Genomic DNA, 24,677 nt, shown 5'->3' on the forward strand with positions numbered 1-24,677 from the left:
TTACACTACTATAAAAATATGAAATTAATAAACTAATTGTATAACAATCAATAAGTGAAGATCTAAAAGTATTTTTTTATTTTAATTTACTTTATTAGACATACTTCACATTACTCTAAGGGATAAGAAAGAGGGGGCATGGCTATGCGTATTTATGCATATATGCGAATAAATCCAAATATTGAGGATTTACAAAAAGAAAAAGAATCTTTTACTTCTGTACTAGCAAGCTTTAATCATAAAGTTCATCCAAATAGAGTTATTCTTGAATTAGTATCAGTAGATAAATCTATTATTATACGGAGTATTTTTTTTAATCTAATTAATTATTCCTTGGAGGAGGGTGACTTTTTAATTGTTAAAGGTATTGATTGTTTAGGAAATAGTTTTAAAGAAATATTATCTACAATTATTTTAATTGAAAAAAAGGAAATTAAATTAATTATATTGGATTATACAAATAGTGAGTTGAAAGGAGATACTAAAAATAGCTTTATTCATTTTATCGAAATTAATATTGGTTTTGAAAAACTTTTCATATCTGATCAATCTGTACAAAAAAACTATAGATTATCTAAAAAGGTTGGTAGACCTGAAAAATTAACGAATGATCAAAAACAGGATGTTATTAATAAGTTTAAAAAAGGATTTAGTGTATATTCTTTAGCTAAGGATCTTGCTGTTTCAAGGACTGTAATCCAAAGAGTAATTGAAAAATCCAATGATTAATTATATGAGTAATATTAAATTTAATAATGGATTGAAATAATTTAGTTTTTGTTGCGTATTAAATTGTGTTTTAATTTTTAATTTAATGCGTATTAAATTAAAAATTAATTTTAAAATTAAATTCATATTGATATTTTTATTTTTTATTCATATTGTTGTATGTGTTATATAAAATAATTTTAATTTATTAACAGTTATATTGGATAGCTATGTAGTTGGTTTTTATGATCTGGTAAAATTAAATATGGATAATAGTATTGATTTAGAGAAATGGAAGTGCTCTAAATGTAATGGTTTTATTGTAGTTGATCATTCAAAAATTCAAAAAGAAGATTCTGTGCAATTTGTATATAGACGAATAACTAATAATGATTCTATTTATTTTATTTATAGAGTTGGCATGGTGGTAGACCGAAAAGAAAAATTATTAACTATTAAGTATAAGAGTAGGTTATATAAGGTGCTGGATAGTGGTACTTATCCTGTAAATGCGCCAGCTCTTATTGTCTATAATATGTTTTGGATTTGTGGTTGTTAGTGTCTGAATATTAAAAAGGCTTATTTTAGCCAGTTAAAATTAATATAAATTTTAAATTTCTATATTGTTGATTTTTCTTTATTTTATCTGTTGTTTTCTAATTTAATGAAATATGTCTTAAATAAAAAACCGCTATAGATATAGCGGTTTTTTATTTAACAGATGCTTAAACTTACCAGCTTAACGCACCACCAGTTTGGTAGTCAGTTACGCGTGTTTCAAAGAAGTTCTTCTCTTTACGTAAGTCCATCATCTCAGACATCCACGCAAATGGATTAGTTACACCAGCAAATTGCTCTGGTAAACCTAACTGAGATAAACGACGGTTACAGATGAATTTCAAATATTCTTCCATCATGCTTGCGTTCATACCCAATACACCGCGTGGCATTGTGTCACGTGCATATTCGATTTCAAGCATCGTACCTTCAACAATCATTTGAACCACTTCTTGTTGGAACTCAGCAGTCCAAAGGTGAGGGTTCTCAATCTTGATTTGGTTAATCATGTCGATACCAAAGTTCAAGTGCATAGATTCATCACGCAAGATGTATTGGAACTGCTCAGCAACACCGTTCATCTTGTTACGACGACCCATACTCAAAATTTGAGTAAAGCCACAGTAGAAGAAGATCCCTTCAAGTACACAGTAGAACGCGATCAGGTTACGAAGTAAACGCTGGTCGTTTTCAGGTGTGCCCGTATGGAAATTAGGATCAGTTAAAGACTGAGTATATTTCAAGCCCCAAGCTGCTTTACGTGCAACAGATGGAACTTCACGGTACATGTTGAAGACTTCGCCTTCGTCCATACCTAAAGATTCGATACAGTATTGGTAAGCGTGAGTGTGAATCGCTTCTTCAAACGCTTGACGCAAGATGTACTGACGGCATTCAGGGTTAGTAATGTGACGGTAAATCGCCAATACCAAATTGTTTGCAACCAAAGAGTCCGCAGTCGAGAAGAAACCTAAAGAACGCATAACAATAGTACGCTCATCTTCGGTCAAGCCATTTTCAGACTTCCAAAGCGCGATGTCATGGTTCATGTTAACTTCTTGAGGCATCCAGTGGTTTGCACACCCGTCAAGATATTTCTGCCAAGCCCACTCATATTTAAATGGTACAAGTTGGTTCAAGTCCGCACGACAGTTAATCATTGCTTTGTCGTCAACTTGAACACGTTGAGCTCCCATTTCTAGCTCTTCAAGGCCAGGGGCAACGTCTAAATGTTCTAAGGCTTGAGCGGCTCTAGCCACTGTATCGGAGGCAACTGTTGGTCGCACGGAATGGGTTCCAGCGGATTGTGGAGCTGCCATGCTCGGCGATGATGGCTGCGCAGTAGATACATTCTGCGAATCTGACGCTTTTTCCGATTGGACGGGCGCAGACTTGTGTTCAGGTGTAGTCGGTTTTTGCGAATCATCTTCAAAATCGTCCCAACTAAGGATAGACATTTTTGTTCTCTCTTCGTTGTATATATCTATATTTGACATCTCTTAAACGAAGATGTCCCTACTATACGCTTTTAATGTGTAAACAAAATTAAGTTTTATTGATGCATGACCAAATTTTGGGCCTTTGGTCTCTACTCACTACAACTTATTTTGTTTACGCTGCTGCTTACGTATTGTGATAAATGCGTAAACCATCGGCATATAAAAGAAAATAAAGGCAAAGATTAAAACTCCAACACCAAGCATATAGTTATGGCTGAGATGAGAAAGCATAATCTTTACCTCTTTTAAGATTGCTCTTTAGTGAAAAAGAGCAACCTTATTGAATGTTATTGGCAAGCTTCACAATCAGGGTTGTCGATTGAACAAGCCATTGGTACTGGAGCTGCTTGAGTAAAGCCTTCTTCTTCAACCGCTGCTTCTGGTTTCTTCGCTTCTACCACAGGGGCAGCAACCGCCGCTGCTTCAACAGTCGCAGGTTTAACTGCGTTTAAAGCACCTGTGTTGATTGTAGATTTTTCAGCAGAAGTTGCACCTAAAGCTCGGAGGTAATAAGTCGTCTTAAGACCACGTAACCATGCCATCTTATAAGTGATGTCAAGTTTCTTACCGTTTGCACCAGAGATGTAAAGGTTAAGCGATTGAGCTTGATCAATCCATTTTTGACGGCGTGATGCAGCATCAACGATCCAACGTGTATCTACTTCAAACGCAGTAGCAAAGATTGCTTTTAATTCTTCAGGAATACGAGCAATTTTTTGTACTGAACCTTCAAAGTGTTTAAGGTCATTCACCATTACAGTGTCCCAAAGACCACGATCTTTTAATGCACGAACGAGGTAAGGGTTAATTACAGTGAACTCACCAGACAAGTTAGATTTCACATATAAGTTTTGGAATGTTGGCTCAATAGACTGAGAAACACCACAAATGTTAGAGATGGTTGCAGTTGGAGCAATTGCCATCACGTTTGAGTTACGCATACCGTCTTTTTGAACTTTGGCACGTAAAGTGTCCCAGTCTAAACGTTGAGTACGGTCAACTTCGAACATGCGCTCTGGACGAGACTTCGCAACAATTTCTAAAGAGTCGATTGGAAGGATACCTTGATCCCACAATGAACCTTTGAATGTTGAGTAAGCACCGCGTTCAACAGCCAAGTTGCTTGAAGTTTCAATCGCGTAGTAGCTAATTACTTCCATTGATTCATCTGCAAAATCAACAGCAGCGTCTGAACCGTAAGCAATACCCATTTCATATAGAGCATCTTGGAAGCCCATGATACCCATACCCACAGGGCGGTGTTTCAAGTTCGAGTTTTTTGCTTGTGGTACAGCGTAGTAGTTAATGTCGATCACGTTATCGAGCATACGTACAGCTGTTTTAATGGTGCGAGCTAATTTCTCACGGTCTAACACACCACCTTGAACGTGTTGTACAAGGTTGATCGAACCCAAGTTACATACTGCAATTTCGTCTTGATTTGTGTTCAAGGTAATTTCAGTACATAAGTTAGATGAGTGAACTACGCCAACATGTTGTTGTGGTGAACGTAAGTTACATACATCTTTGAACGTAATCCACGGGTGACCAGTTTCAAACAACATAGAAAGCATTTTGCGCCATAAATCTTTAGCACGTACTTTCTTGTGTAGCATGTTGGTTTCTTTCGCTACAGACTCATAGTAAGCATAACGCTCGGCAAATTCAGCACCAGTTAAGTCGTGCAAGTCTGGAGTTTCAGAAGGAGTAAATAATGTCCATTCACCATCTTCAAATACACGTTGCATAAACAAGTCTGGAACCCAGTTCGCAGTGTTCATGTCGTGAGTACGGCGACGGTCATCACCCGTGTTTTTACGAAGCTCTAAGAACTCTTCGATGTCTAAGTGCCAAGTTTCCAGGTATGCACACACAGCACCTTTACGCTTACCACCTTGGTTTACTGCAACAGCTGTATCGTTCGCAACTTTCAAGAATGGAACAACACCCTGAGACTTACCGTTGGTACCTTTAATATAAGAGTTCAAGGCACGAACAGGCGTCCAGTCATTACCTAAACCACCAGCCCATTTAGAAAGCATTGCGTTGTCACGCATTGCGCCATAAATGTCATAAAGGTCATCGCCAATTGTTGTTAAGTAACAACTTGAAAGCTGTGGACGTAATGTACCTGAGTTAAACAGGGTAGGCGTAGAAGCCATGTAGTCGAAGCTAGACAATAAGTTATAGAACTCAATTGCACGCTCTTCTTTATCTTGTTCATTGAGTGCAAGACCCATCGACACACGCATGAAGAATAATTGTGGTAATTCGAAGCGAACGCCGTTTGAGTGAATGAAGTAACGGTCAAATAAAGTCTGTAAACCTAAGTAGGTGAACTGATTAGAACGTTCTGGCTGAATTGCTGCAGATAATTTTTCTAAGTCGAAGTCAAGCAAGTCAGGAGAAAGCAAATCAAGCTCAACACCTTTTTTCAAGAATGCTTCAAGTGCATTATTTTCAGGTGTATCTGTTGATAAGCCTAAGAACGTTAAACCAGTGCTCACTAATTCGTTACAAAGCAAACGTGCAGTCACGTAAGTGTAGTTTGGTTCTTGTTCAATACGGGTACGTGTTGCCATCATCATTGTAGTGGCAATATCACTTTCTTTTACGCCGTTATATAAGTTTTTAACGGTTTCATCGACAATCGCTTGAACGTCAATACCTTCCAAACCTTCAGCTGCTTTAGAAACAGTTGCTTGCAATGCACTTAAATCAAGTGGCTGAAGCTGACCGTTTATGTCGGTAACTTGTAAAGTAGGGTGGTGGTTTGAGTTCGTTTGCTGACGAGCGCTAGCACGTTGTTCACGGTAAATCACATAAGCACGGGCAACCTTTTGTTCCCCAGTACGCATTAAAGCAAGTTCTACTTGATCTTGAATTTCTTCAATATGGATCGTACCGCCTGATGGTAAACGGCGAGTAAAAGTATTTAAGACCATTTCCGTCAACTGGGTAATACGGTCATGAATACGGCTAGAATCCGAACTCTGTTGACCTTCCACAGCAAGAAAAGCTTTACCAATCGCAACTGAAATTTTCTCTGCATCAAATGCAGCAACATCTCCAGTGCGCTTAATCACCTGAATTTGACCGGGAGTCGAAGTAATTACGCTCATGCCAGCATAGCTCCATTGTCACTTTTGTTATGTTCATAGACCGTTTGAACCGAGCAAAAAACATGCCACGATATTTGAGGGATAAACACAAGACTTAGTAGTTAAAGTTTATTTTCAACACAAGATACGGGATTTTTCATAGCAGATCAATCTTGACTTTTTAGTAATTTTTTATCTGTATGATTTGATGGGAGATAGCATAGCAAAGCTGTTAAAAATCACTTATAGATAAGTTTGTGGATAACTCAAAAAACAAACACTTAAATAAATTTAAACTAAACAGAGAAATAATTTGTTTAATATTCATACATTGGAAATATGAATAGAATATGAAATTTAATAACAATAAATAAATCTTAAAAACACGTGAAAATTCAAAGGTTAATAAAATGCAACAAAATACGATTGTCATGTATCAGTTTGGTGAACGCCTACTTGTTTACAATGTAAACGTGTGTATATTGCAAATGATAAACGAATGTATCTGCAAGATTTTTAAGATGCATGAAACGAGATTTATAGGGGCAATGATATGAGCCAAGAAGAAAAGTTACCAAAGATTCTGATCGTTGAAGATGACGAGCGCTTAGCGCGTTTAACTCAAGAATATTTAATTCGCAACGGTTTAGAAGTTGGTGTAGAAACTGATGGTAACCGTGCAATTCGTCGTATTATTAGTGAACAACCAGATCTAGTGGTCTTGGATGTCATGTTGCCGGGTGCCGATGGCTTAACAGTTTGCCGTGAAGTTCGTCCACATTACCATCAACCGATTCTTATGTTGACTGCACGTACAGAAGATATGGATCAGGTACTTGGTTTAGAAATGGGCGCAGATGACTATGTCGCTAAACCTGTTCAACCGCGTGTTCTTTTAGCGCGTATCCGTGCACTCTTACGTCGCACAGACAAAACTGTAGAAGATGAAGTTGCACAGCGTATCGAGTTTGATGACCTTGTCATCGACAATGGCGGTCGTTCTGTAACGCTAAATGGTGAACTTGTTGACTTCACTAGCGCAGAATATGACCTATTATGGTTGCTTGCATCAAATGCTGGTCGTATCTTATCGCGTGAAGATATCTTCGAACGTTTACGTGGTATCGAATACGATGGTCAGGACCGTTCAATCGATGTCCGTATTTCACGTATTCGTCCAAAAATTGGCGATGATCCTGAAAACCCAAAACGTATTAAAACAGTACGTAGTAAAGGTTACTTGTTCGTTAAAGAAACCAATGGGTTATAAGATCGGAATAAACTTCCTATAAGGTTGGTCGAGTGTTTAAACACAGTATATTCCTGCGAATATATGCGGGACTGGTAATTCTTGTTGTTTTGGTTGCTGTCTTTGGTTATTTGCTTGTACAAATTATCAATTATCAACGGGCACAAGAATACCGAGAATCTTTAACCGATGGTATTTCTTATGTCATTAGTGAGGGAGTCGCTCGACAACCGGGGAAGCAACAGAAAATAGATTGGGTTTCTGATGCGTCAGATTTATTGGAACTTCCAATTTACTATACTGATGCAAGTAAGGTTGAGTTATCTCGTACCGAGAAAAAACGAATCGAAGCTCAAAAATCTGTTGTCCGTTACGATGCCAGTAATAGTATTGCGTATATCATTATTGGCTTACGTGACGACCCACAACATTATTTATCTATAAAAGTAGACAAAATTAGTGAGCGCCAAATGAAGGCTCTCCCTATTTTTGTACTTGATTATCTAATGTTTTATCCGGGGCAAGAACAAGAATATCTTGCCAAGATTCAAAAACATTTCTCTTATCCAATTAATATCTACAATATTCAAGATATTAATCTGGACTCTGAGCAAATTGGCCGTTTGCGCCAAGACCAAAGTGTCATGTTGTACAAAGATAGTGCAACAATGCGTGGCACAACCATTTCAATCGTATCTCCAATACCAAGTCATCCTACACAAGTTCTCGTGCTTGGACCGGTTCCAATGTTTAACTGGATGCCTTTACAGCTTTCGGCAGGGATTACCTTATTTAGCCTATTCTTACTGAGCTTAGGTGTTTATGGGTTGATTTTGCCGCTAGAGCGTAAAATTCGCCAAGTACGTTATGCATTAAACCGCATGAAGTCTGGTGATTTGTCATTGCGTGTTCCTATTGAAGGAAGTGACGAAATGGCAAACTTGGCATCAAGTTATAACAACATGTCTGATCATATTCAGCGTTTAATTGAGGCTCAGCGTGAGTTAATGAGAGCTGTATCTCATGAGCTTAGAACGCCAGTTGCCCGCATTCGTTTTGGTACAGAGATGTTGGCTGAAGAAGACGATTACAATCATCGTATGCATCAGGTCGATATGATTGATAAAGATATTGAAGCACTCAATACTTTAATTGATGAAATCATGACTTATGCAAAACTAGAGCAGGGCACACCTTCACTAGATTTTGATGAAATTACTTTATTTGATGTATTGGATCAGGTTGCGGTCGAAACCGAAGCTTTAAAAACGCAAAAAGAAATTGAACTTGTTGCTCCGCCACTTTATGTGAAAGTAGACGCAGAGCGTCGTTATTTACATCGTGTTGTTCAAAACTTGGTGGGTAACGCGGTTCGTTATTGCGATAATAAAGTTCGGATTACCGGTGGTATCCACAGTGATGGCATGGCCTTTGTTTGTGTTGAAGATGATGGCGCAGGTATTCCTGAACAAGACCGTAAAAGAGTATTTGAAGCTTTTGCCCGTTTAGACGATAGCCGTACTCGTGCGTCAGGTGGTTATGGTTTAGGGTTGTCTATTGTAAGTCGTATTGCTTACTGGTTTGGTGGTGAAATTAAAGTGGATGAAAGCCCAACTTTGGGTGGCGCTCGTTTTATCATGACATGGCCAGCAAAACGCTTTAAACAGCCTCCTTTAAAAGCCAATAAAAAAGCACCTTCATAAGGTGCTTTTTTATTGAGCTATTTATAATTGAGTCGCATCTGGTTCCAAAATAGGTTTCCCGCTTCTTAAGCTGGTTAACGCCTCGGAATTAAAGTCGATCAGTAATGAATTATTTTTTGCATCAATCTGGTATTTTTGAATAAGAGGTTGATCTCCATTAATTGTTTCTATTTTATATTCATCTGCAATATGCAAAATACCTTCTAGGTTTGTTGTGGTTGACGCAAAATCCTGTCTAAATATTTCATAGACATCCCGCAAGTCAAAAATTGCATTGTTAGCATCTGGATGTTTGTGAATATAGCTTTCTATATGTCGCACAAGTAGCTGTGCAAACAAGTAGTAATTTGGTTTATGCGTATATTCTAGAGTCATGCATTTTTCTCCTTATTATCTGTTATTAGCATACATGGCAAAACACAGGTTATTGTATAAAATTCATTACACTAGATGATGAAATGAAAAAATTATAAAGATATAAAGACTCGATTACGCCCTTGGCGCTTTGCTTGATATAAAGCATCATCTGCTTCTTTAAATAAACTTTCAATCGCTCGATGAGAAGATGGGGAATATAAGCTTATACCAATACTGACTTGTATAAAAATGGGTAATTTCCCATAAATATAAATGGGTTGCTGGCTAATTTTAATTCGTATTTGTTCTGCAAGTTCAAAAGCACTTTCCTTAGTGGTATCTGCAATAAAAATGGCAAATTCTTCACCGCCCAAGCGGCCCAACAAATCATGAGGATGCAGAATATTTTGAATCGTGGTGACACAAGTCTGTAGCGCACGATCACCGATTTGATGCCCGTAGTTGTCGTTGACTTGTTTGAAATGGTCGACATCCAACATGAAAAAAGCTGAGGTTTTATTTTCTTTTTGTACTTTTTCTTGAAGTAATCTGACTGACTGTAAAAACTGACGTCGAGTCAGACTTGAAGTTAGTTCATCATGTGCAATCGCATGTTGAAGCTTTTGAATTAACTCTGAATGCAAAACACTAATACTCGAAACTGTCAGAGGGGCAATCGTCATCATGATTAACCCTATACGGATTGAAATCGTATTGCTGAAATAGTCATTCGGGTAGAGTAAAAGGTAGTGCCCAGAGACATGATAAATAATATAAGCACTGGTAAAGCTTGTAATGAGTGCAACAACAATAGGTTTGTAGCGAATAGCACACCAGATGAGTGCAGCAATTGGGTAGAGGAGTGAACCGGGACCAGAATCATAATAACTGGCTGCGATAGAAATAAGGACAGCCACGAAAGGTAAGAGGTCGGTTGCGTGTAAACCACGATTTCTTGAGAAGGAATGTTTTATCTGACTATATTGAGGGATGTTCAGTATGATTGGTAAAAGAAGTAAGGCATTTTGCAATTCTGAGGTAAACCAGTAACCAAATTCATCCAACAAGCCACCAAGCATAAATTTAGTATTAAACATAGGCACAAAAGTTGCTGCAAACAATCCGCCTACTACGCTACCGACCCCACATAAAGCAAATAAAAATAAGTAAGAATAACCTCGGTAAGCGGCTTTAATATACTGATTAAAAAACATGTAGAGCGCAAACGTAGTAACAACATAAAGAAAGTTTGAAGTTGTTAAAACGAGTGTGAGAGCAAATGGCGTACCCTGAAATAGATCGGCAATAACATAGCCGCTATATGCACCTAAAAATGTACCTAGTCGGCGTGTGCTTGGAAAGCGAATGAGTAACCCAAGCAAAACCGAGTTGGCAGGCCAAAAAAATGCGAGAAAACTTAAAGGACGAGATGCGATGCCGATGAAACAACATACTGCAATAATGAAGCTAAAGAGGAGAAAAAGTTTTAAAAAGGAGAGAAATGAAAATTCACGAAGTGAGTATGGCATCAGCTGCCCTTAATGATAAATACTCTTATCCAAGAGTAATAAAATATTATGCATGATTAAACATTCATCATAATTCAGAGGAGAAGCTGAATACAATAAAAAACAAACTAATATTATAAAAAAGTAAGTTATAAAAACTTAATCAGGGCTTCAACTGTGTAAATATTCTAAAATTAAAAAATGAAAAAAATCATCATAAACAAAAAAACTATTAAATAAACCGATTATGTGCGGTGAAACCCCCCTTACAACACATAGATGAATAGTTTTGTCTATAAAATCATCCGAAAGACTAAGACGCTTCAACTAGCATGGGAAATTAGAAATCAGGTACAATTGGCGGGATTAATTTTGTGTTTGGTGTATTTGAAGGCCAATACATACATTCTTTGTTAAATAATAGGCCTGCCAGGAGTTATCCCCGCATGAGTGCCATTACTCCATACGACTGGGCGATTATCGCCTTCGTGATCGGCGTTACATTTCTTTGCGTCTTTATGCTCACAGTTCCCTTACTCCTCGGGGGAAAATCGTGGGGACGTGCTAAGCAAGAGCAGTTTGAATCAGGTGTCGTGAGTGCTGGTGGCGCTCGCATTCGCCTGTCTGCAAAGTTCTATTTAGTTGCAATTTTCTTTGTTGTCTTCGACTTAGAGGCTCTTTACCTCTATGCATGGTCTACTTCTGTGCGTGAAGTAGGGTGGTTGGGATATACCACTGTTGTGATCTTTGTCGTTGATTTATTGATTGCGCTTGTTTATGCCTTCTCTGTAGGTGCTCTAAGTTGGTCGCCAGCAGATCGCCGTAAATCAGCAGGTGAGGCGATTAAAGTCGGTTCACCAACAATGAACATTGCTGAAATTACACGCTTTAACTCTATTGAAGAGCTCGTAACTGACCCTACAGGCCAGATTCCAGCTCAATCATCAGGTCGTGTTAAGTCAAAAACTACACCTGCATTGTCATCTGAAAAGGAGTAAGTCGGGATGAAATATACTCTGACCCGCGCGAATCCGGATGCTGATCAATACCCATTGCAAGAACGTCAAATTGTGACGGATCCGCTTGAAGAGGAAGTGAATAAAAACGTATTCATGACTCGTTTAGAGGATGTCTTGCATACAGCAGTAAACTGGGGACGTAAAAACTCCTTGTGGCCATTTAACTTTGGTACCTCATGTTGTTACGTCGAATATGCAACGACCTTAACAGGCGTGCATGACTTGTCACGTTTCGGTGCAGAGGTTATCCGTGCTTCACCTCGTCAGGCTGACTTGATGATTGTTGCAGGGACCTGTTTCGTAAAAATGGCACCAGTTATTCAGCGTCTGTATGAACAGATGTTAGAGCCTAAATGGGTCATTTCGATGGGTGCTTGTGCAAACTCTGGAGGTATGTACGACATCTATTCAGTAGTACAAGGTGTAGACAAAATTATTCCTGTTGACGTGTACGTCCCAGGTTGTCCGCCTCGTCCTGAAGCATTAATTCAAGCTTTAATGCTTTTACAAGACCAGATTCAATTAGAGCGACGCCCGCTTTCTGCCGTGATCGGTGATGATCTTCAGCCAGTGTATAAGCCAAAGATGATGCCAGAACGTGATCGTAAGAATGCAGAGCGTATTGCCGTTAAAAACTTACGCTCTATGGATGAGATTAAATAATTTTTTGACGGTGTTTTGACATATCTAACTGATATGTTCATCGAGAAAATTGACAGAATTTGTATTAAATAGGAAGCCAAGCCAATGGCTGAAACTGACATTGCTATGCCAGAGTCAACAGCAGTTGATTCACGCCCAGCATTTGCAATCGTAGAAGAGCTCAAAACCAAATTTGGTGAGAACTTTTACGTGCAGGCGACTTTTGAAGAGTTTCCAACAGTCTGGGTTGAGCGCGCACGCGTGCACGAAGTCCTTATGTTCCTGCGTAAAGTGGAACGTCCGTATGTAATGCTGTTTGACTTATCTGCGATGGATGAACGTTTACGTATTCATCGTGATGGCTTACCAGCATCTGACTTCACTGTGTTCTATCATTTATTATCGCTTGAGCGTAATAGTGACATTCGTATCAAGGTTGCCTTGAACGAAAATGATCTTAACATTCCGACAGCGACAAATATCTGGCCAAATGCCAACTGGTATGAACGTGAAGCTTACGATATGTTCGGTATCAATTTCGAAGGGCATCCAATGCTCCGTCGTATTTTGTTGCCAACCTATTGGGAAGGTCATCCGCTTCGTAAAGAATATTCAGCACGTGCGACAGAATATACGCCGTACATGCAAGACAAAGCGAAACAAGACTTTGAACAAGAGCACTTACGTTTTGTGCCGGAAGACTGGGGTCTTAAGCGTGGTAACGCTGATGAAGACTTCATGTTCTTGAACTTGGGTCCTAACCATCCATCTGCACATGGTGCGTTCCGTGTTGTATTGCAGCTAGATGGCGAAGAAGTGAAAGACTGTGTACCTGATATCGGTTATCACCACCGTGGTGTGGAAAAGATGGCTGAACGTCAAACATGGCATTCTTTCATTCCTTATACTGACCGTGTTGACTACTTAGGTGGTTGTGCTCAAAACATGCCGTATGTGATGGCTGTCGAGCAAATGGCTGGTATTAAAGTTCCTGAACGTGCGCAAGTGATTCGTGTCATGTTGAACGAATTGTTCCGTATCAATAACCACTTATTATTCTGTGGTACGGCAATTCAGGATGCCGGTGGTATGACACCAGTATTCTATATGTTCGCAGACCGTCAAAAAGTTTACGACATTGTTGAAGCAATTACGGGTTACCGTATGCATCCAGCATGGTTCCGTATTGGCGGTACAGCACACGATCTTCCAAACAACTGGCAAAAGCTTGTGAAAGAATTGCTAGAGTGGATGCCTAAACGCTTAAACGAATACTACACAGCAGCATTGAAAAACTCTGTGTTTATTGGTCGTACGCGTAATGTTGCACAATACGATGCCAAATCTGCACTCGCATGGGGTGTAACTGGTACTGGTTTACGCGCAACAGGTATCGATTTTGACGTACGTAAATATCGTCCATACAGCGGCTATGAAAACTTCGATTTTGATGTGCCGGTTGAGTATGAAGGCGATGCTTATGCACGTGTGCTTGTTCACTTCCGTGAAATTACCGAGTCGCTAAAAATTATTCAACAGTGCTTGGATAACATGCCTTCTGGTCCATACAAAGCGGATCATCCATTGGCTGTTCCACCACCGAAAGATAAGACATTACAAGATATTGAAACCTTGATTACGCACTTCTTGAGCGTTTCATGGGGTCCTGTCATGCCAGCGGGCGAGTCATCATTTATGACTGAAGTGGTTAAAGGTGCAAGTACTTACTACTTGACTTCAGATAAAGCGACTATGAGTTACCGTACTCGTATTCGTACACCGACGTTTACTCACTTACAGCAAATGCCGTCAGTGATTAACGGAAGTTTAGTATCTGACTTAATCATTTATCTGGCGACCATTGACGTGGTTATGGCTGACGTGGATCGCTAAGAGGTAACACATAATGATGATTTTGACTGATAAAAAACCACGTGTGAATGTTGAAGGAATTTTGACTGCGGAAGAAATTCACGACATCGAACATCACATTGGTCACTATCCATACCCTCGTGCAGCCTCTTTGGATGCATTGAAGTGCGTACAGCGCCGTAATGGTTGGGTAGATGACGCTCAGATGAATGCCATCGCACAGATGTTGTCGATGAGTGTTGCTGATTTGGAAGGTGTTGCAACATTTTACAACCGTATCTATCGCCATCCGGTAGGTCGTCACGTGATTTTGCTTTGCGACTCAATTGCTTGCTTCTTAATGGGTGCAGAAACTCTTGCTGAAGCATTCCAGCGTGAATTAGGAATTCAGTATGGTCAAACGACACCAGATGGTCGTTTTACACTGCTTCCAATTTGCTGCCTAGGCAACTGCGACAAAGGCCCAACTTTAATGATTGATGAAGATACTCACGGTTTAGTGGAAGTGACATCAATTAAACAGTTATTGGAGAAGTATGTATGAATACTGAACCAAAACCAATTTATGGCGACGGTAATCCGGAAACTCATCCGCTCACTTGGCGTTTAAGCAAACAAGAAGCGGTACGTAGTGCTGATGATTACGAAGCACTTGAAGGTTATGCAGGCTTTAAAAAAGCATTAGGCATGAAACCTGCTGAAGTGTTAGACGTCATTAAAGCTGCAACTGTAAAAGGTCGTGGTGGTGCGGGTTTCCCAGCGGGTATTAAATGGTCATTGATGGCACCAAATGATGGTGGTCCACGTTACTTGATCTGTAATGCCGACGAAATGGAACCGGGTACCTTTAAAGACCGTTTGTTGATGGAAAAACTTCCACATCAATTGATCGAAGGGATGTTAATTGCGGGTTATACCTTAGAAGCAACTCAAGGTTATATCTTTATCCGTGGTGAATACATCGAGGCTGCTCAATATCTAAATGAAGCATTAGAACAGATTCGTGCTAAAGGTTATTTAGGCGAAAACATCTTAGGTTCTGGCTGGAATTTTGATCTGCATGTACATACGGGTGCAGGGCGTTATATCTGTGGTGAAGAAACTGCATTGATTAACTCGCTTGAAGGCCGTCGTGCTAACCCACGTACTAAGCCACCGTTCCCGCAAGTTGCAGGAGCATGGGGCCGTCCGACGATTGTGAACAACGTTGAAACTTATAACAACTTGCCAGCAATCATGCTTCGTGGACCAGAATGGTATATCGGTTTATCAGCGGGTAAATCAAAAGATCCAGGCACTAAAATTTATGGTGCATCGGGTAAAGTTAAATTCCCGGGTCTTTGGGAATTGCCGTTTGGTACAACTGCACGTGAAGTGATTGAAGATCATGCAGGTGGTATGCGTGAAGGCCTGAAGCTTAAAGCATGGTTACCAGGTGGTGCTTCAACTGACTTTTTACCAGCAGATACCATTGATTTACCAATGGATGCGGACACGATTATGAAAGCAGGTTCTCGTTTGGGAACATGTTTGTTAATGGTGGTAGACGAAACTCAATGTATGGTATCGCTCACTCGTAACTTAGAAGAGTTCTTTGCGCGTGAATCATGTGGTTTCTGTACACCGTGCCGTGATGGTTTGCCATGGGCTGTTAAAGCGCTTAAAGCACTTGAAGCAGGCGAAGGTAAGAAAGAAGATATCGACCATTTACAAGAACTAACTCGTAAATTATGGATTGGTAAAACTTTCTGTGCCCACGCACCAGGTGCGATGGAGCCGCTTATGGGCGCACTCAAACATTTCCGTGGTGAGTTTGAAGCGAAAGTGACGAATCGTCCTGTCGTGCAAACCAGCAACGTAGAACAAGCTTAAGGAATTCGACTATGGCTACAATTCATGTCGATGGAAAATCGTATGAAGTCAACGGCTCGGAAAACTTGCTACAAGCATGTTTGAGTCTGGGCATCGACATCCCATATTTTTGTTGGCATCCATCCTTAGGTTCGGTTGGTTCTTGCCGTCAATGTGCTGTTACGCAATATGCGAATCCAGAAGATACGCGTGGTCGTTTGGTCATGTCTTGCATGACACCAGCATCTGACAATACCTATATCTCAATTGAAGACAAAGAAGCAACGGATTTCCGTGCATCTATTGTTGAATTTTTGATGACCAACCACCCGCACGACTGTCCAGTTTGTGAAGAGGGTGGTCACTGTCATTTACAAGATATGACTGTAATGACAGGTCATGACCGTCGTCGCTATCGTTTTACAAAACGTACGCATTACAACCAAGAACTTGGCTCATTCATTGCACATGAAATGAACCGCTGTATTGCTTGTTACCGTTGTGTTCGTTACTACAAAGACTATGCAGGCGGTACAGATTTTGGTGTCTATGCCAATGCATCTCGTGTTTACTTTGGTCGTCCAGAATCAGGTACTTTAGAATCTGAATTCTCTGGTAACTTGACTGAAGTATGTCCAACAGGTGTATTCACTGATAAGACTCATTCAGAGCGTTATAACCGTAAGTGGGACATGCAGTATGCACCAAGCGTGTGTCAAGGCTGTTCTTCTGGCTGTAACATTTCTCCGGGTGAACGCTATGGTGAAATTCGTCGTGTAGAAAACCGTTTCAATGGTTCGGTTAACCAATACTTCCTTTGTGACAAAGGTCGTTTTGGCACAGGTTATGTAAACCGTGCAGACCGTCCACGCCAGCCTCAGTTCCGTAATGGTGAAACTGTTGCAACTGTTTCTGTCGATCAAGCTCTCGATCAAGCGATTGCGAAGCTTCAAGGCAAAAAAGTTTTGGGTATTGGTTCTCCTCGCGCAAGCTTGGAATCAAACTACGCATTACGTGAGCTTGTAGGTCAGGCAAATTACTCAACTGGTATTGCACAAAAAGAGCAAAAACTTGTTGAGCTTGCTGCATCTATCATGCAAACCGAGGGTATTTACAACCCGAACATGCGTGAAATTGAAAGCTATGATGCTGTTCTGATCTTAGGCGAAGACCTCACTCAAACTGCACCTCGCATGGCATTGTCTGTTCGCCAAGCTGCGAAAAACAAAGCACGCGAAATGGCTGCAAAAACACGTACACCAGATTGGTTAGCTGAGCCTGTACAACGTATTGGTCAAGAAGCAAAATCTCCGGTTTACATTTTAGCTGCAACTCAAACTCGTCTTGCCGACGTTGCAACTGGTGAAGTTGTTGCTTCTCCTAATGACATCGCACGTTTAGGCTTTGCAGTTGCTGCGGCAGTTAATGGTGAAGTTGTAAGTGGTTTAGATGAAGATGCAAAAGCATTTGCTCAATCCATTGCCGACACTTTAAAAGCAGCAAACAAACCATTAATTATTGCGGGTACAAGCTTGCAAGATGCTTCTATTATGGAAGCTGCAGCACAGTTAACTCAAAACTTAGGTTCTAAAGCTGGTTTAAGTCTTGTAGTTCCTGAAGTGAACTCTATGGGCTTGGCATTGTTTGGTGGTTTAAGCCTTGAACAAGCATTTGCTCAAGACTACGACACGCTTGTTATTGTTGAAAATGACTTGTTCCGTCGCTTACCTGCTGCACAAGTACAAGCCGCATTAGATAAAGCTGAAACAGTAATTGTGCTTGATCACAGTGAAACTGAAACTGTGAAACAGGCTGATATCGTTCTTTCAGCAGCAAGCTTTGCAGAGGGTGACGGTACTGTTGTAAGCCAAGAAGGTCGTGCACAGCGCTTCTATCAAGTTTACGATCCAAGTTACTACAAACCTGAATACGCAATTAAAGAATCATGGCGCTGGTTACATGCCATTGAAACTGGCATTAAAGGTAAAGCTGTAGATTGGACATTACTTGACGATGTCATTGAAAGCATCGTGAAAAATGTACCAGTACTCGAAGCTATCCAAGATGTAGCACCTGATGCAGGTTATCGTGTACATGGCTTGAAAATCGCGCGTGAACCACGTCGTTATTCAGGTCGTACAGCAATGCGTGCGCCGTTATCGGTTCATGAGCCTAAACAGCCTACCGATCCAGATTCAGCATTAACATTCTCAATGGAAGGTTATGTTGGCCCGCAAAAAGCATCATCATTAGTACCATTTGCATGGGCGCCGGGTTGGAACTCTCCACAATCTTGGAACAAATACCAAGATGAAGTTGGTGGTCACTTAAAAGGTGGCGATTCTGGTGTTCGTTTATTCGATCGCTTGGCAAAACGCCCTGCACGTAGCTATGTTGCTCCAGTGCCGGTTGTTGCAAACCCTGAAAGTTTCCGCTTAGTACCAATGCATCATATTTTTGGTTCTGGTGAATTCACGATTAAAACACCTGCAATGGAAACTCGTATTCCTGAAGCTGTATTTGCAGTGGGCGAACAAGATGCAACTCGTTTGAACCTTCAAGAAGGTCAACGCATTACAGTAAAAGCAGGCGAAACAACTGTAAGCTTGCCAGTACAAGTAATTGAATATTTACCTACAGGTTATATTGGTTACCCAGTTGGTCTAGCACCAATGGTGTCACTAGCTGAGCCTGTTTCAGTGGCTTTAGGAGTGTAATTCATGAATCAAGAAATTATACGTCAAACGCCACTTTGGGCTGAAAACTGGCCGATTGCCTACGCTGTTGTTCAAGCAGTTGTGATTTTGCTTGTTGTGGTTTTAGTTGCAGCATTGATGTCTTTTATTGAGCGTCGTTTACTTGCTTGGTGGCAAGACCGTTATGGTCCAAACCGTGTTGGTCCTGGTGGTATGTTCCAGATCGTTGCCGACATGCTTAAGATCATGTTCAAAGAAGACTGGACCCCAAAATTTGCTGACAAACTTACATTCCGTTTAGCACCAGCTGTTGCAATGGCAACAGCGGTTCTTTCGTTCATGGTGATCCCAGTGAGTCCTTCACTGGGTGTTGCCGACATGAGTATCGGTTTATTGTTCTTCATGGCAATGGCTGGTATTGCTGTCTACGCAGTTTTATTTGGTGGCTGGGCTTCAAATAACAAATACTCATTGCTTGGTGGTTTACGTTCAGCTGCTCAAACCATTTCTTATGAAGTGTTCTTGGGTATTTCATTGATGGGTGTGGTTGCAATTGCAGGCTCATTTAACCTTCGTGAAATTGTTGAAGCACAACGTGATGTTTGGTTTGTCATTCCGCAATTCTTAGGTTTCTTGATTTTCGTAGTTGCTGGTGTTGCGGTAACTCACCGTCATCCATTTGACCAACCAGAAGCAGAACAAGAATTGGCAGAAGGTTATCATGTTGAATATGGCGGTATGAAATGGGGTATGTTCTTCGTTGCTGAATATGTCAACGTAGTACTAATCTCTGCATTGATCGTGACTTTATTCTTTGGTGGCTGGTTAGCACCATTCAATTTAGAAATTCCATTTGTTCCACAAGTATTCTGGTTTGTGATTAAAACAGCATTCTTTGTAATGATGTTTGTATTGGCACGTGGTTCTTTAATGCGCCCACGTTATGACCAAGTCATGAACTTTGGTTGGAAAATTTGTTTGCCATTGGCGTTGGTCAACTTGTTAGTGACTGGTGCTGTGATTCTGATGAATCAGGCCTAGGACAGCAGGGAGTACAAAATGTATAAATTTCTAGCTGGATTCGGATCAATTGTACGTACGTTACTCATGGTATTTAGCCATGCAACGCGTAAACGTGACACGATTTTATATCCAGAAGTTCCGGCTGAACAGATTGTGCCGCCACGCTTTCGTGGTCGTATCGTATTAACGCGTGACCCTGATGGGGAAGAGCGTTGCGTAGCATGTAACCTATGTGCGGTTGCATGTCCGGTTGGCTGTATCTCACTACAAAAAGCAGAAACAGAAGATGGTCGTTGGTATCCGGAGTTTTTCCGTATCAACTTCTCACGTTGTATTTTCTGCGGTATGTGTGAAGAAGCATGTCCAACAACTGCGATTCAGCTCACACCAGACTTCGAGTTAGGCGAATATGTACGTCAAGACCTTGTTTATGAGAAAGAAAACTTACTCATTTCAGGTCCGGGCAAATACCCAGACTACAACTTCTACCGTGTAACGGGTATGGCGATTAACGGTAAAGAGAAAGGTCAAGCACAAAAAGAAAGTGCACCAATCGATGTACGGAGTCTATTACCATGATGTGGCCGTTTTATTTGATGGCACTCGTGGCCATCGTTTCTACGGTTCGTGTAGTGACTAACACGAACCCTGTACACGCTTTACTTAGTCTAATTGTTTCATTGCTTGCTGTTGCTGGTATTTTCATGATCGTGGGGGCGCCTTTTGCAGGTGCTCTTGAAATCATCGTTTATGCCGGAGCGATTATGGTTCTGTTTGTCTTCGTGGTGATGATGTTGAATTTAGGTCAACACACCGTTGAACAAGAACGTAAATGGCTTTCTTCAGATGCTTGGGCATATCCAGCACTCATGAGTTTCTTGCTCGGCTTGCTTTTAGTTTGGATGCTTGGTGGCGAATACACCACTATTTCAGCACCGCTTGGGGCACAAGTGATTGGACCAAAAGTCGTTGGTCAAGCACTCTTTACTCACTATTTATTATTGGTTGAAGTTGCCGCGATGTTATTGCTAGCAGCCCTTGTTGCAGCATACCACTTAGGTAAACGTGAACCAGGTGCAGAAGAGGAAAAAGAATAATGGGCCAGATTCCTTTAGAACATGGTTTGATTGTTGCAACCATCCTTTTTGCACTCGGTTTTTACGGTGTAATGGTGCGACGCAACCTATTATTTATGTTAATGAGCCTTGAGATCATGATGAATGCTGCAGCATTGGCATTTGTTCTTGCGGGTAGCGTATGGGCACAACCAGATGGGCAAGTGATGTTCATCCTGATTTTGACCCTTGCAGCAGCAGAGGCATGTATCGGTCTTGCGATTGTCCTTCAGTTCTATCATCGCTTCCATCATTTGGATGTGGATGCTGCTAGTGAGATGCGCGGATGAGTTATTTATATCTAACAGTATTATTTCCGCTAATCGGTTTTATTTTATTGGCGGCGGGACGAGACAAACTCTCTGAAAACGTTGCAGCAATTATTGGTGTAGGTTCTGTAGGCTTATCTGCATTATTTGCACTCATTGCTGGAATGGCATTTACCACGAGTGGTCAGCAAGTTTTTGTTCAAAACTTGTGGACATGGTTCAATGTTGGCGGTTTTGCTCCTGGCATTAGCTTACATCTAGACGGCTTATCTTTACTCATGATGGGCATGATCACGGGTGTTGGTTTCTTAATCCACATCTTTGCATCATGGTACATGCGTGGTGAAGAAGGCTATGCGCGTTTCTTCTCTTATTTCAACCTGTTCGTTGCCAGCATGCTTGTGCTTGTATTGGGTGACAACTTAGCGTTGTTATTCTTGGGTTGGGAAGGCGTAGGTCTTTGCTCTTACTTGCTGATTGGTTTCTATTATGCAAACCCTGCAAATGGTTGGGCTGCGATCAAAGCGTTTACAGTGACCCGCGTTGGTGACGTATTCTTACTTATTGCTTTATTCTTGCTTTACCAACAATTTGGCACGCTAAATACTCAGTACATCGTTGAACACGCAGCAGAAGTAATGACGAAGAGCTCGTCACTTACTATTTGGACTGCATTAATGTTGTTCTTGGGTGCTGCTGGTAAATCTGCTCAAATTCCATTGCAAACATGGTTGGCAGATGCGATGGCAGGTCCAACACCTGTTTCTGCATTAATTCACGCTGCAACAATGGTAACAGCTGGTGTGTACTTATGCTGTCGTCTATTTAGCGTATTTGAACTTGCTCCTGAAGTGATGCAATTCATTTCAGTAACAGGCGCAGTAACTTTGTTAGTTGCAGGTTTTGCTGCACTCGTTCAAACAGACATCAAACGTATCTTAGCTTACTCAACAATGAGTCAGTTAGGTTATATGTTTATGGCTGTAGGTGCGGAAGCTTATCAAGCTGGTTTGTTCCACATGTTGGCTCACGCATTCTTTAAGGCATTATTATTCTTGTCTTCTGGTGCGGTTATTCTGGCTTACCATCACGAGCAAAACATTTTCAAAATGGGTGGTTTGTTCAAACGTAACAAATTCCTGTTCGCTTGTTTCGCGATTGGTGGTGGTGCATTAGCAGCTATTCCATTCTTAACAATTGGCTTCTTCTCTAAAGATGCGATTCTTGGTGAAGTTTGGGTACAAGGTCAATCAGTTGCTTTATATCACACCTTATATTGGGTGGGTGTAGCAGGTGCATTCCTGACTTCAATCTATACATTCCGTTTAATCTGGGTTGTATTCTTTGGTCAAGAAAACACGCCTTACCATGAAATTAAAGGTGCAACTTACTGGGCTCCATTGGGTATTTTAGCTGTACTGTCTACTTTTGTTGGTGCCGTATTAAAAGCACCTGTAGCTGGTATTCTTAATACTGCAAAAATTCCTGAATTCCATGTGGCTGAACAATTTGTAGAAGGCATGCATGGGGCAGAGCATTTAGCAGTAGGTATTGCGCTAGTTGGTCTAGTTGTTGGTATAGCATTATTTACATTTGCTTATGGTGCAGTGAAATCATTCGCTCAAACAAGTTTGGGTGCAGGTCTGGCACATATTTGCCGTACTGCTTTTGGTTTTGATGCACTGTATGACATCGTTTTTGTTAAACCTTATTTATTCTTCGCCAAAATCTTTGGCCGTGATCCGATTGACGGTTTGTGGTTGGTTCTTCCTGCACTCGTGAAAGGCGGAAACAGTTTTACAAGCTCACGTCAAACAGGTTCATTGCGTGAATACGCATCAAGCATGTCACTCGGTGTAGTGGTGTTATTGATGATCTTGATCGTTATTCAGGTAGTGGGGAAATAAAATGGAAAACAATTTAATTTTACCCGCGCTGATCCTTGTTCCGTTCATTGCCGGTTTTATTTGTTGGTTAGTCGATAAGCTCGACAAAACTCTGCCACGCTGGATTGCCTTAATTGGTATGCTCATTACTTTGGGCTTAGGTCTTGCACTTTGGCAAAGTGGAACTTATAGCTACGAGTTGGGTTCTAAAATCCCAACTTGGTCTGCTGAGTTCTATTTACCGTGGATTCAATCACTCGGTATTGGCATTCACTTAGCTGTGGATGGTTTATCTTTACTCATGGTGTTATTAACAGCGTTACTTGGTGTACTTGCTGTTGGTTGTTCATGGGGTGAGATTCAAAAGAACGTTGGTTTCTTCCACTTAAACCTCTTATGGAGTTTAGGTGGTGTTATCGGTGTATTCTTAGCGATTGACTTGTTCTTGTTCTTCTTCTTCTGGGAGATGATGCTTGTACCAATCTACTTCTTGATTGCGTTATGGGGTCATAAAGGTTCAAACGGTCGTTCACGTGTTTACGCGGCTACTAAGTTCTTCCTTTACACGCAGATTGCTGGTCTAGTGATGTTAATCGGTATCCTAGGTCTTGTGGTTTATGGCTACATGATGACAGGCATGATCGGTTTCGATTACAACTATTTATTAGCTGTAGCTAACCACTTACCTGCAGGCTTAGCATACGGTTTCATGATCTGTTTCTTCATCGGTTTTGCGGTGAAGTTACCAGTATTCCCATTACACGGTTGGTTACCAGATGCACATGCTCAAGCACCTACAGCGGGTTCTGTAGACTTAGCGGGTATCTTGATTAAAACAGCTGCGTATGGCTTACTTCGTTTTGTTATTCCTTTCTTCCCGACCGCTTCTGCACAGTTTGCAGACATTGCGATTATTTTCGGTTTGATTGGTATTTTCTACGGCGCATGGTGTGCTTACCAGCAAACTGACATGAAACGTTTACTTGCGTATACGTCGATTTCACACATGGGCTTTATCTTACTTGCAATCTATGCAGGTAACATTTTGACCTTCCAAGGTCTAATGATCATGATGTTGGCACATGGTTTGTCATCAGCTGCATTGTTCATTATGTCTGGTCAAATCTACGAACGTTTACATACACGTGATTTACGTTTAATGGGTGGTCTTCGTGGCCAGCTTCAGTACTTGCCATTTTTCTTGATGTTCTTTGTTGCTGCTCTTGTAGGTGTACCGGGTCTAGGTAACTTTATTGGTGAATTCCTGATTTTGATGGGTTCATTTAATAAATATCCTGTCTTCACGATCCTTGCTTCTATCAGCCTTGTGTTCGCAGGTTTATATGGCTTGATCTTGATTCACCGTGCTTTATTCGGTGAACCAAATCCTGAACAAAAGCAACATTACACTAGTCCATTGAAAGACTTATCTGCTCGTGAAGTTGGTATTTTGATGATTTGTGCGATTGGTCTCGTTTGGCTTGGTATCTACCCACAAACATTCTTGGATGTATCTCATTCAAGCATGCAGTGGTTAGTCAATAGTTATGTGCCAGTACAAGAAGTCGTTGAAACTGTTCAGCAAACAGCTACTCAACTTGACCATGTGGAGATCCAATAA

Annotated in this window: 22 protein-coding genes; 17 read left to right on the top strand and 5 right to left on the bottom strand. The window is 40.8% G+C overall.

The genetic code is table 11. The annotated features are described in order from the left end of the window. Positions 1-144: 144 nt before the first annotated feature. Positions 145-729, top strand: coding sequence for a recombinase family protein (locus AWW73_RS03045; protein ID WP_062848756.1), 585 nt, complete (start codon positions 145-147; stop codon positions 727-729). Between the two features lie 244 nt (positions 730-973). Continuing rightward, positions 974-1,267: a hypothetical protein gene (locus AWW73_RS03050; RefSeq protein ID WP_062848706.1), complete on the top strand. Its 294-nt coding sequence runs from the start codon at positions 974-976 to the stop codon at positions 1,265-1,267. A 172-nt stretch (positions 1,268-1,439) separates the two neighbouring features. On the opposite strand, the gene AWW73_RS03055 is transcribed toward AWW73_RS03050, so the two are convergent. The 3 genes from AWW73_RS03055 to AWW73_RS03060 form a co-directional block, all read right to left on the bottom strand. Then, positions 1,440-2,723, bottom strand: a complete 1,284-nt coding sequence (locus tag AWW73_RS03055; protein ID WP_057106871.1) for a ribonucleotide-diphosphate reductase subunit beta — start codon at positions 2,721-2,723, stop codon at positions 1,440-1,442. Between the two features lie 138 nt (positions 2,724-2,861). Further along, positions 2,862-2,996, bottom strand: a complete 135-nt coding sequence (locus AWW73_RS18355; protein ID WP_002120013.1) for a hypothetical protein — start codon at positions 2,994-2,996, stop codon at positions 2,862-2,864. 56 nt (positions 2,997-3,052) lie between these two features. Next, positions 3,053-5,887, bottom strand: coding sequence for a ribonucleoside-diphosphate reductase subunit alpha (locus AWW73_RS03060; protein WP_062848707.1), 2,835 nt, complete (start codon positions 5,885-5,887; stop codon positions 3,053-3,055). Between the two features lie 353 nt (positions 5,888-6,240). Here AWW73_RS03060 and AWW73_RS19145 point away from each other — a divergent pair, with 353 nt between their 5' ends. From AWW73_RS19145 to bfmS, 3 genes are read left to right on the top strand one after another with little or no spacing between them, the layout of a single operon-like run. Further along, positions 6,241-6,423, top strand: coding sequence for a hypothetical protein (locus AWW73_RS19145; protein ID WP_031947470.1), 183 nt, complete (start codon positions 6,241-6,243; stop codon positions 6,421-6,423). Further along, on the top strand, positions 6,420-7,136 hold the full coding sequence (gene bfmR / locus AWW73_RS03065) for a response regulator transcription factor BfmR (RefSeq protein ID WP_000076440.1): 717 nt from the start codon (positions 6,420-6,422) through the stop codon (positions 7,134-7,136). Before AWW73_RS19145 ends, bfmR begins: the two co-directional genes overlap by 4 nt. Positions 7,137-7,168: 32 nt before the next feature. After that, positions 7,169-8,818 (top strand): sensor histidine kinase BfmS, encoded by a 1,650-nt coding sequence (gene bfmS, locus AWW73_RS03070; protein ID WP_016144445.1) that lies wholly within the window; start codon positions 7,169-7,171, stop codon positions 8,816-8,818. Positions 8,819-8,839: 21 nt separating this feature from the next. On the opposite strand, the gene AWW73_RS03075 is transcribed toward bfmS, so the two are convergent. Further along, positions 8,840-9,193: a hypothetical protein gene (locus tag AWW73_RS03075; RefSeq protein ID WP_016144446.1), complete on the bottom strand. Its 354-nt coding sequence runs from the start codon at positions 9,191-9,193 to the stop codon at positions 8,840-8,842. Positions 9,194-9,285: 92 nt separating this feature from the next. After that, the gene (locus AWW73_RS03080) at positions 9,286-10,704 is read right to left on the bottom strand and encodes a sensor domain-containing diguanylate cyclase (protein WP_062848708.1); all 1,419 of its coding nucleotides are present in this window, start codon (positions 10,702-10,704) and stop codon (positions 9,286-9,288) included. A gap of 425 nt (positions 10,705-11,129) precedes the next feature. Between AWW73_RS03080 and ndhC the strand changes: the two genes are divergently transcribed. The 12 genes from ndhC (at position 11,130) to nuoM (ending at position 24,677) form a co-directional block, all read left to right on the top strand. Next, on the top strand, positions 11,130-11,681 hold the full coding sequence (gene ndhC, locus AWW73_RS03085; RefSeq protein ID WP_016144448.1) for an NADH-quinone oxidoreductase subunit A: 552 nt from the start codon (positions 11,130-11,132) through the stop codon (positions 11,679-11,681). Positions 11,682-11,687: 6 nt separating this feature from the next. Then, positions 11,688-12,365 (top strand): NuoB/complex I 20 kDa subunit family protein, encoded by a 678-nt coding sequence (locus tag AWW73_RS03090; protein ID WP_002120034.1) that lies wholly within the window; start codon positions 11,688-11,690, stop codon positions 12,363-12,365. A gap of 84 nt (positions 12,366-12,449) precedes the next feature. Further along, a complete protein-coding gene (gene nuoC, locus AWW73_RS03095) occupies positions 12,450-14,237 on the top strand; it encodes an NADH-quinone oxidoreductase subunit C/D (protein WP_062848709.1) in 1,788 nt (595 codons plus the stop codon). 13 nt (positions 14,238-14,250) lie between these two features. Next, positions 14,251-14,760, top strand: coding sequence for an NADH-quinone oxidoreductase subunit NuoE (gene nuoE, locus AWW73_RS03100; RefSeq protein ID WP_016144449.1), 510 nt, complete (start codon positions 14,251-14,253; stop codon positions 14,758-14,760). Beyond that, complete coding sequence (nuoF, locus tag AWW73_RS03105) at positions 14,757-16,088, top strand: NADH-quinone oxidoreductase subunit NuoF (RefSeq protein ID WP_002120030.1); 1,332 nt, start codon at positions 14,757-14,759, stop codon at positions 16,086-16,088. Before nuoE ends, nuoF begins: the two co-directional genes overlap by 4 nt. An 11-nt stretch (positions 16,089-16,099) precedes the next feature. After that, complete coding sequence (gene nuoG, locus AWW73_RS03110) at positions 16,100-18,784, top strand: NADH-quinone oxidoreductase subunit NuoG (protein WP_062848710.1); 2,685 nt, start codon at positions 16,100-16,102, stop codon at positions 18,782-18,784. A gap of 3 nt (positions 18,785-18,787) precedes the next feature. Next, positions 18,788-19,804 carry an NADH-quinone oxidoreductase subunit NuoH gene (gene nuoH / locus AWW73_RS03115; protein ID WP_062848711.1) on the top strand — a complete coding sequence of 339 codons (1,017 nt, stop codon included), beginning with the start codon at positions 18,788-18,790 and terminating at the stop codon, positions 19,802-19,804. An 18-nt stretch (positions 19,805-19,822) separates the two neighbouring features. Continuing rightward, complete coding sequence (gene nuoI / locus AWW73_RS03120) at positions 19,823-20,365, top strand: NADH-quinone oxidoreductase subunit NuoI (protein ID WP_002120012.1); 543 nt, start codon at positions 19,823-19,825, stop codon at positions 20,363-20,365. Then, positions 20,365-20,883, top strand: a complete 519-nt coding sequence (gene nuoJ, locus AWW73_RS03125) for an NADH-quinone oxidoreductase subunit J (protein ID WP_014205902.1) — start codon at positions 20,365-20,367, stop codon at positions 20,881-20,883. Before nuoI ends, nuoJ begins: the two co-directional genes overlap by 1 nt. Next, positions 20,883-21,191 carry an NADH-quinone oxidoreductase subunit NuoK gene (gene nuoK, locus AWW73_RS03130; RefSeq protein ID WP_000529822.1) on the top strand — a complete coding sequence of 103 codons (309 nt, stop codon included), beginning with the start codon at positions 20,883-20,885 and terminating at the stop codon, positions 21,189-21,191. The genes nuoJ and nuoK overlap by 1 nt, the downstream gene beginning before the upstream one ends. After that, complete coding sequence (gene nuoL / locus AWW73_RS03135) at positions 21,188-23,077, top strand: NADH-quinone oxidoreductase subunit L (RefSeq protein WP_016144452.1); 1,890 nt, start codon at positions 21,188-21,190, stop codon at positions 23,075-23,077. Before nuoK ends, nuoL begins: the two co-directional genes overlap by 4 nt. A 1-nt stretch (position 23,078) precedes the next feature. Beyond that, a complete protein-coding gene (gene nuoM / locus AWW73_RS03140) occupies positions 23,079-24,677 on the top strand; it encodes an NADH-quinone oxidoreductase subunit M (RefSeq protein WP_002120006.1) in 1,599 nt (532 codons plus the stop codon).

It is taken from the genome of Acinetobacter lactucae (assembly GCF_001605885.1).
Classification (GTDB): Bacteria; Pseudomonadota; Gammaproteobacteria; order Pseudomonadales; family Moraxellaceae; genus Acinetobacter; species Acinetobacter lactucae.

What these genes read in the sequence shown, in the direction of transcription:
- nuoJ (WP_014205902.1), top strand. Translation starts at nt 20,365, where the DNA reads ATGTGGCCGTTTTATTTGATGGCACTCGTGGCCATCGTTTCTACGGTT.
- AWW73_RS18355 (WP_002120013.1), bottom strand. Translation starts at nt 2,996, where the DNA reads ATGCTTTCTCATCTCAGCCATAACTATATGCTTGGTGTTGGAGTTTTA.
- ndhC (WP_016144448.1), top strand. Translation starts at nt 11,130, where the DNA reads ATGAGTGCCATTACTCCATACGACTGGGCGATTATCGCCTTCGTGATC.
- nuoK (WP_000529822.1), top strand. Translation starts at nt 20,883, where the DNA reads ATGGGCCAGATTCCTTTAGAACATGGTTTGATTGTTGCAACCATCCTT.
- nuoC (WP_062848709.1), top strand. Translation starts at nt 12,450, where the DNA reads ATGGCTGAAACTGACATTGCTATGCCAGAGTCAACAGCAGTTGATTCA.
- nuoI (WP_002120012.1), top strand. Translation starts at nt 19,823, where the DNA reads ATGTATAAATTTCTAGCTGGATTCGGATCAATTGTACGTACGTTACTC.
- AWW73_RS03055 (WP_057106871.1), bottom strand. Translation starts at nt 2,723, where the DNA reads ATGTCTATCCTTAGTTGGGACGATTTTGAAGATGATTCGCAAAAACCG.
- nuoL (WP_016144452.1), top strand. Translation starts at nt 21,188, where the DNA reads ATGAGTTATTTATATCTAACAGTATTATTTCCGCTAATCGGTTTTATT.
- bfmR (WP_000076440.1), top strand. Translation starts at nt 6,420, where the DNA reads ATGAGCCAAGAAGAAAAGTTACCAAAGATTCTGATCGTTGAAGATGAC.
- nuoH (WP_062848711.1), top strand. Translation starts at nt 18,788, where the DNA reads ATGAATCAAGAAATTATACGTCAAACGCCACTTTGGGCTGAAAACTGG.
- AWW73_RS03060 (WP_062848707.1), bottom strand. Translation starts at nt 5,887, where the DNA reads ATGAGCGTAATTACTTCGACTCCCGGTCAAATTCAGGTGATTAAGCGC.
- nuoF (WP_002120030.1), top strand. Translation starts at nt 14,757, where the DNA reads ATGAATACTGAACCAAAACCAATTTATGGCGACGGTAATCCGGAAACT.
- AWW73_RS03080 (WP_062848708.1), bottom strand. Translation starts at nt 10,704, where the DNA reads ATGCCATACTCACTTCGTGAATTTTCATTTCTCTCCTTTTTAAAACTT.
- nuoE (WP_016144449.1), top strand. Translation starts at nt 14,251, where the DNA reads ATGATGATTTTGACTGATAAAAAACCACGTGTGAATGTTGAAGGAATT.
- AWW73_RS03075 (WP_016144446.1), bottom strand. Translation starts at nt 9,193, where the DNA reads ATGACTCTAGAATATACGCATAAACCAAATTACTACTTGTTTGCACAG.
- AWW73_RS03090 (WP_002120034.1), top strand. Translation starts at nt 11,688, where the DNA reads ATGAAATATACTCTGACCCGCGCGAATCCGGATGCTGATCAATACCCA.
- nuoG (WP_062848710.1), top strand. Translation starts at nt 16,100, where the DNA reads ATGGCTACAATTCATGTCGATGGAAAATCGTATGAAGTCAACGGCTCG.
- AWW73_RS03045 (WP_062848756.1), top strand. Translation starts at nt 145, where the DNA reads ATGCGTATTTATGCATATATGCGAATAAATCCAAATATTGAGGATTTA.
- nuoM (WP_002120006.1), top strand. Translation starts at nt 23,079, where the DNA reads ATGGAAAACAATTTAATTTTACCCGCGCTGATCCTTGTTCCGTTCATT.
- AWW73_RS03050 (WP_062848706.1), top strand. Translation starts at nt 974, where the DNA reads ATGGATAATAGTATTGATTTAGAGAAATGGAAGTGCTCTAAATGTAAT.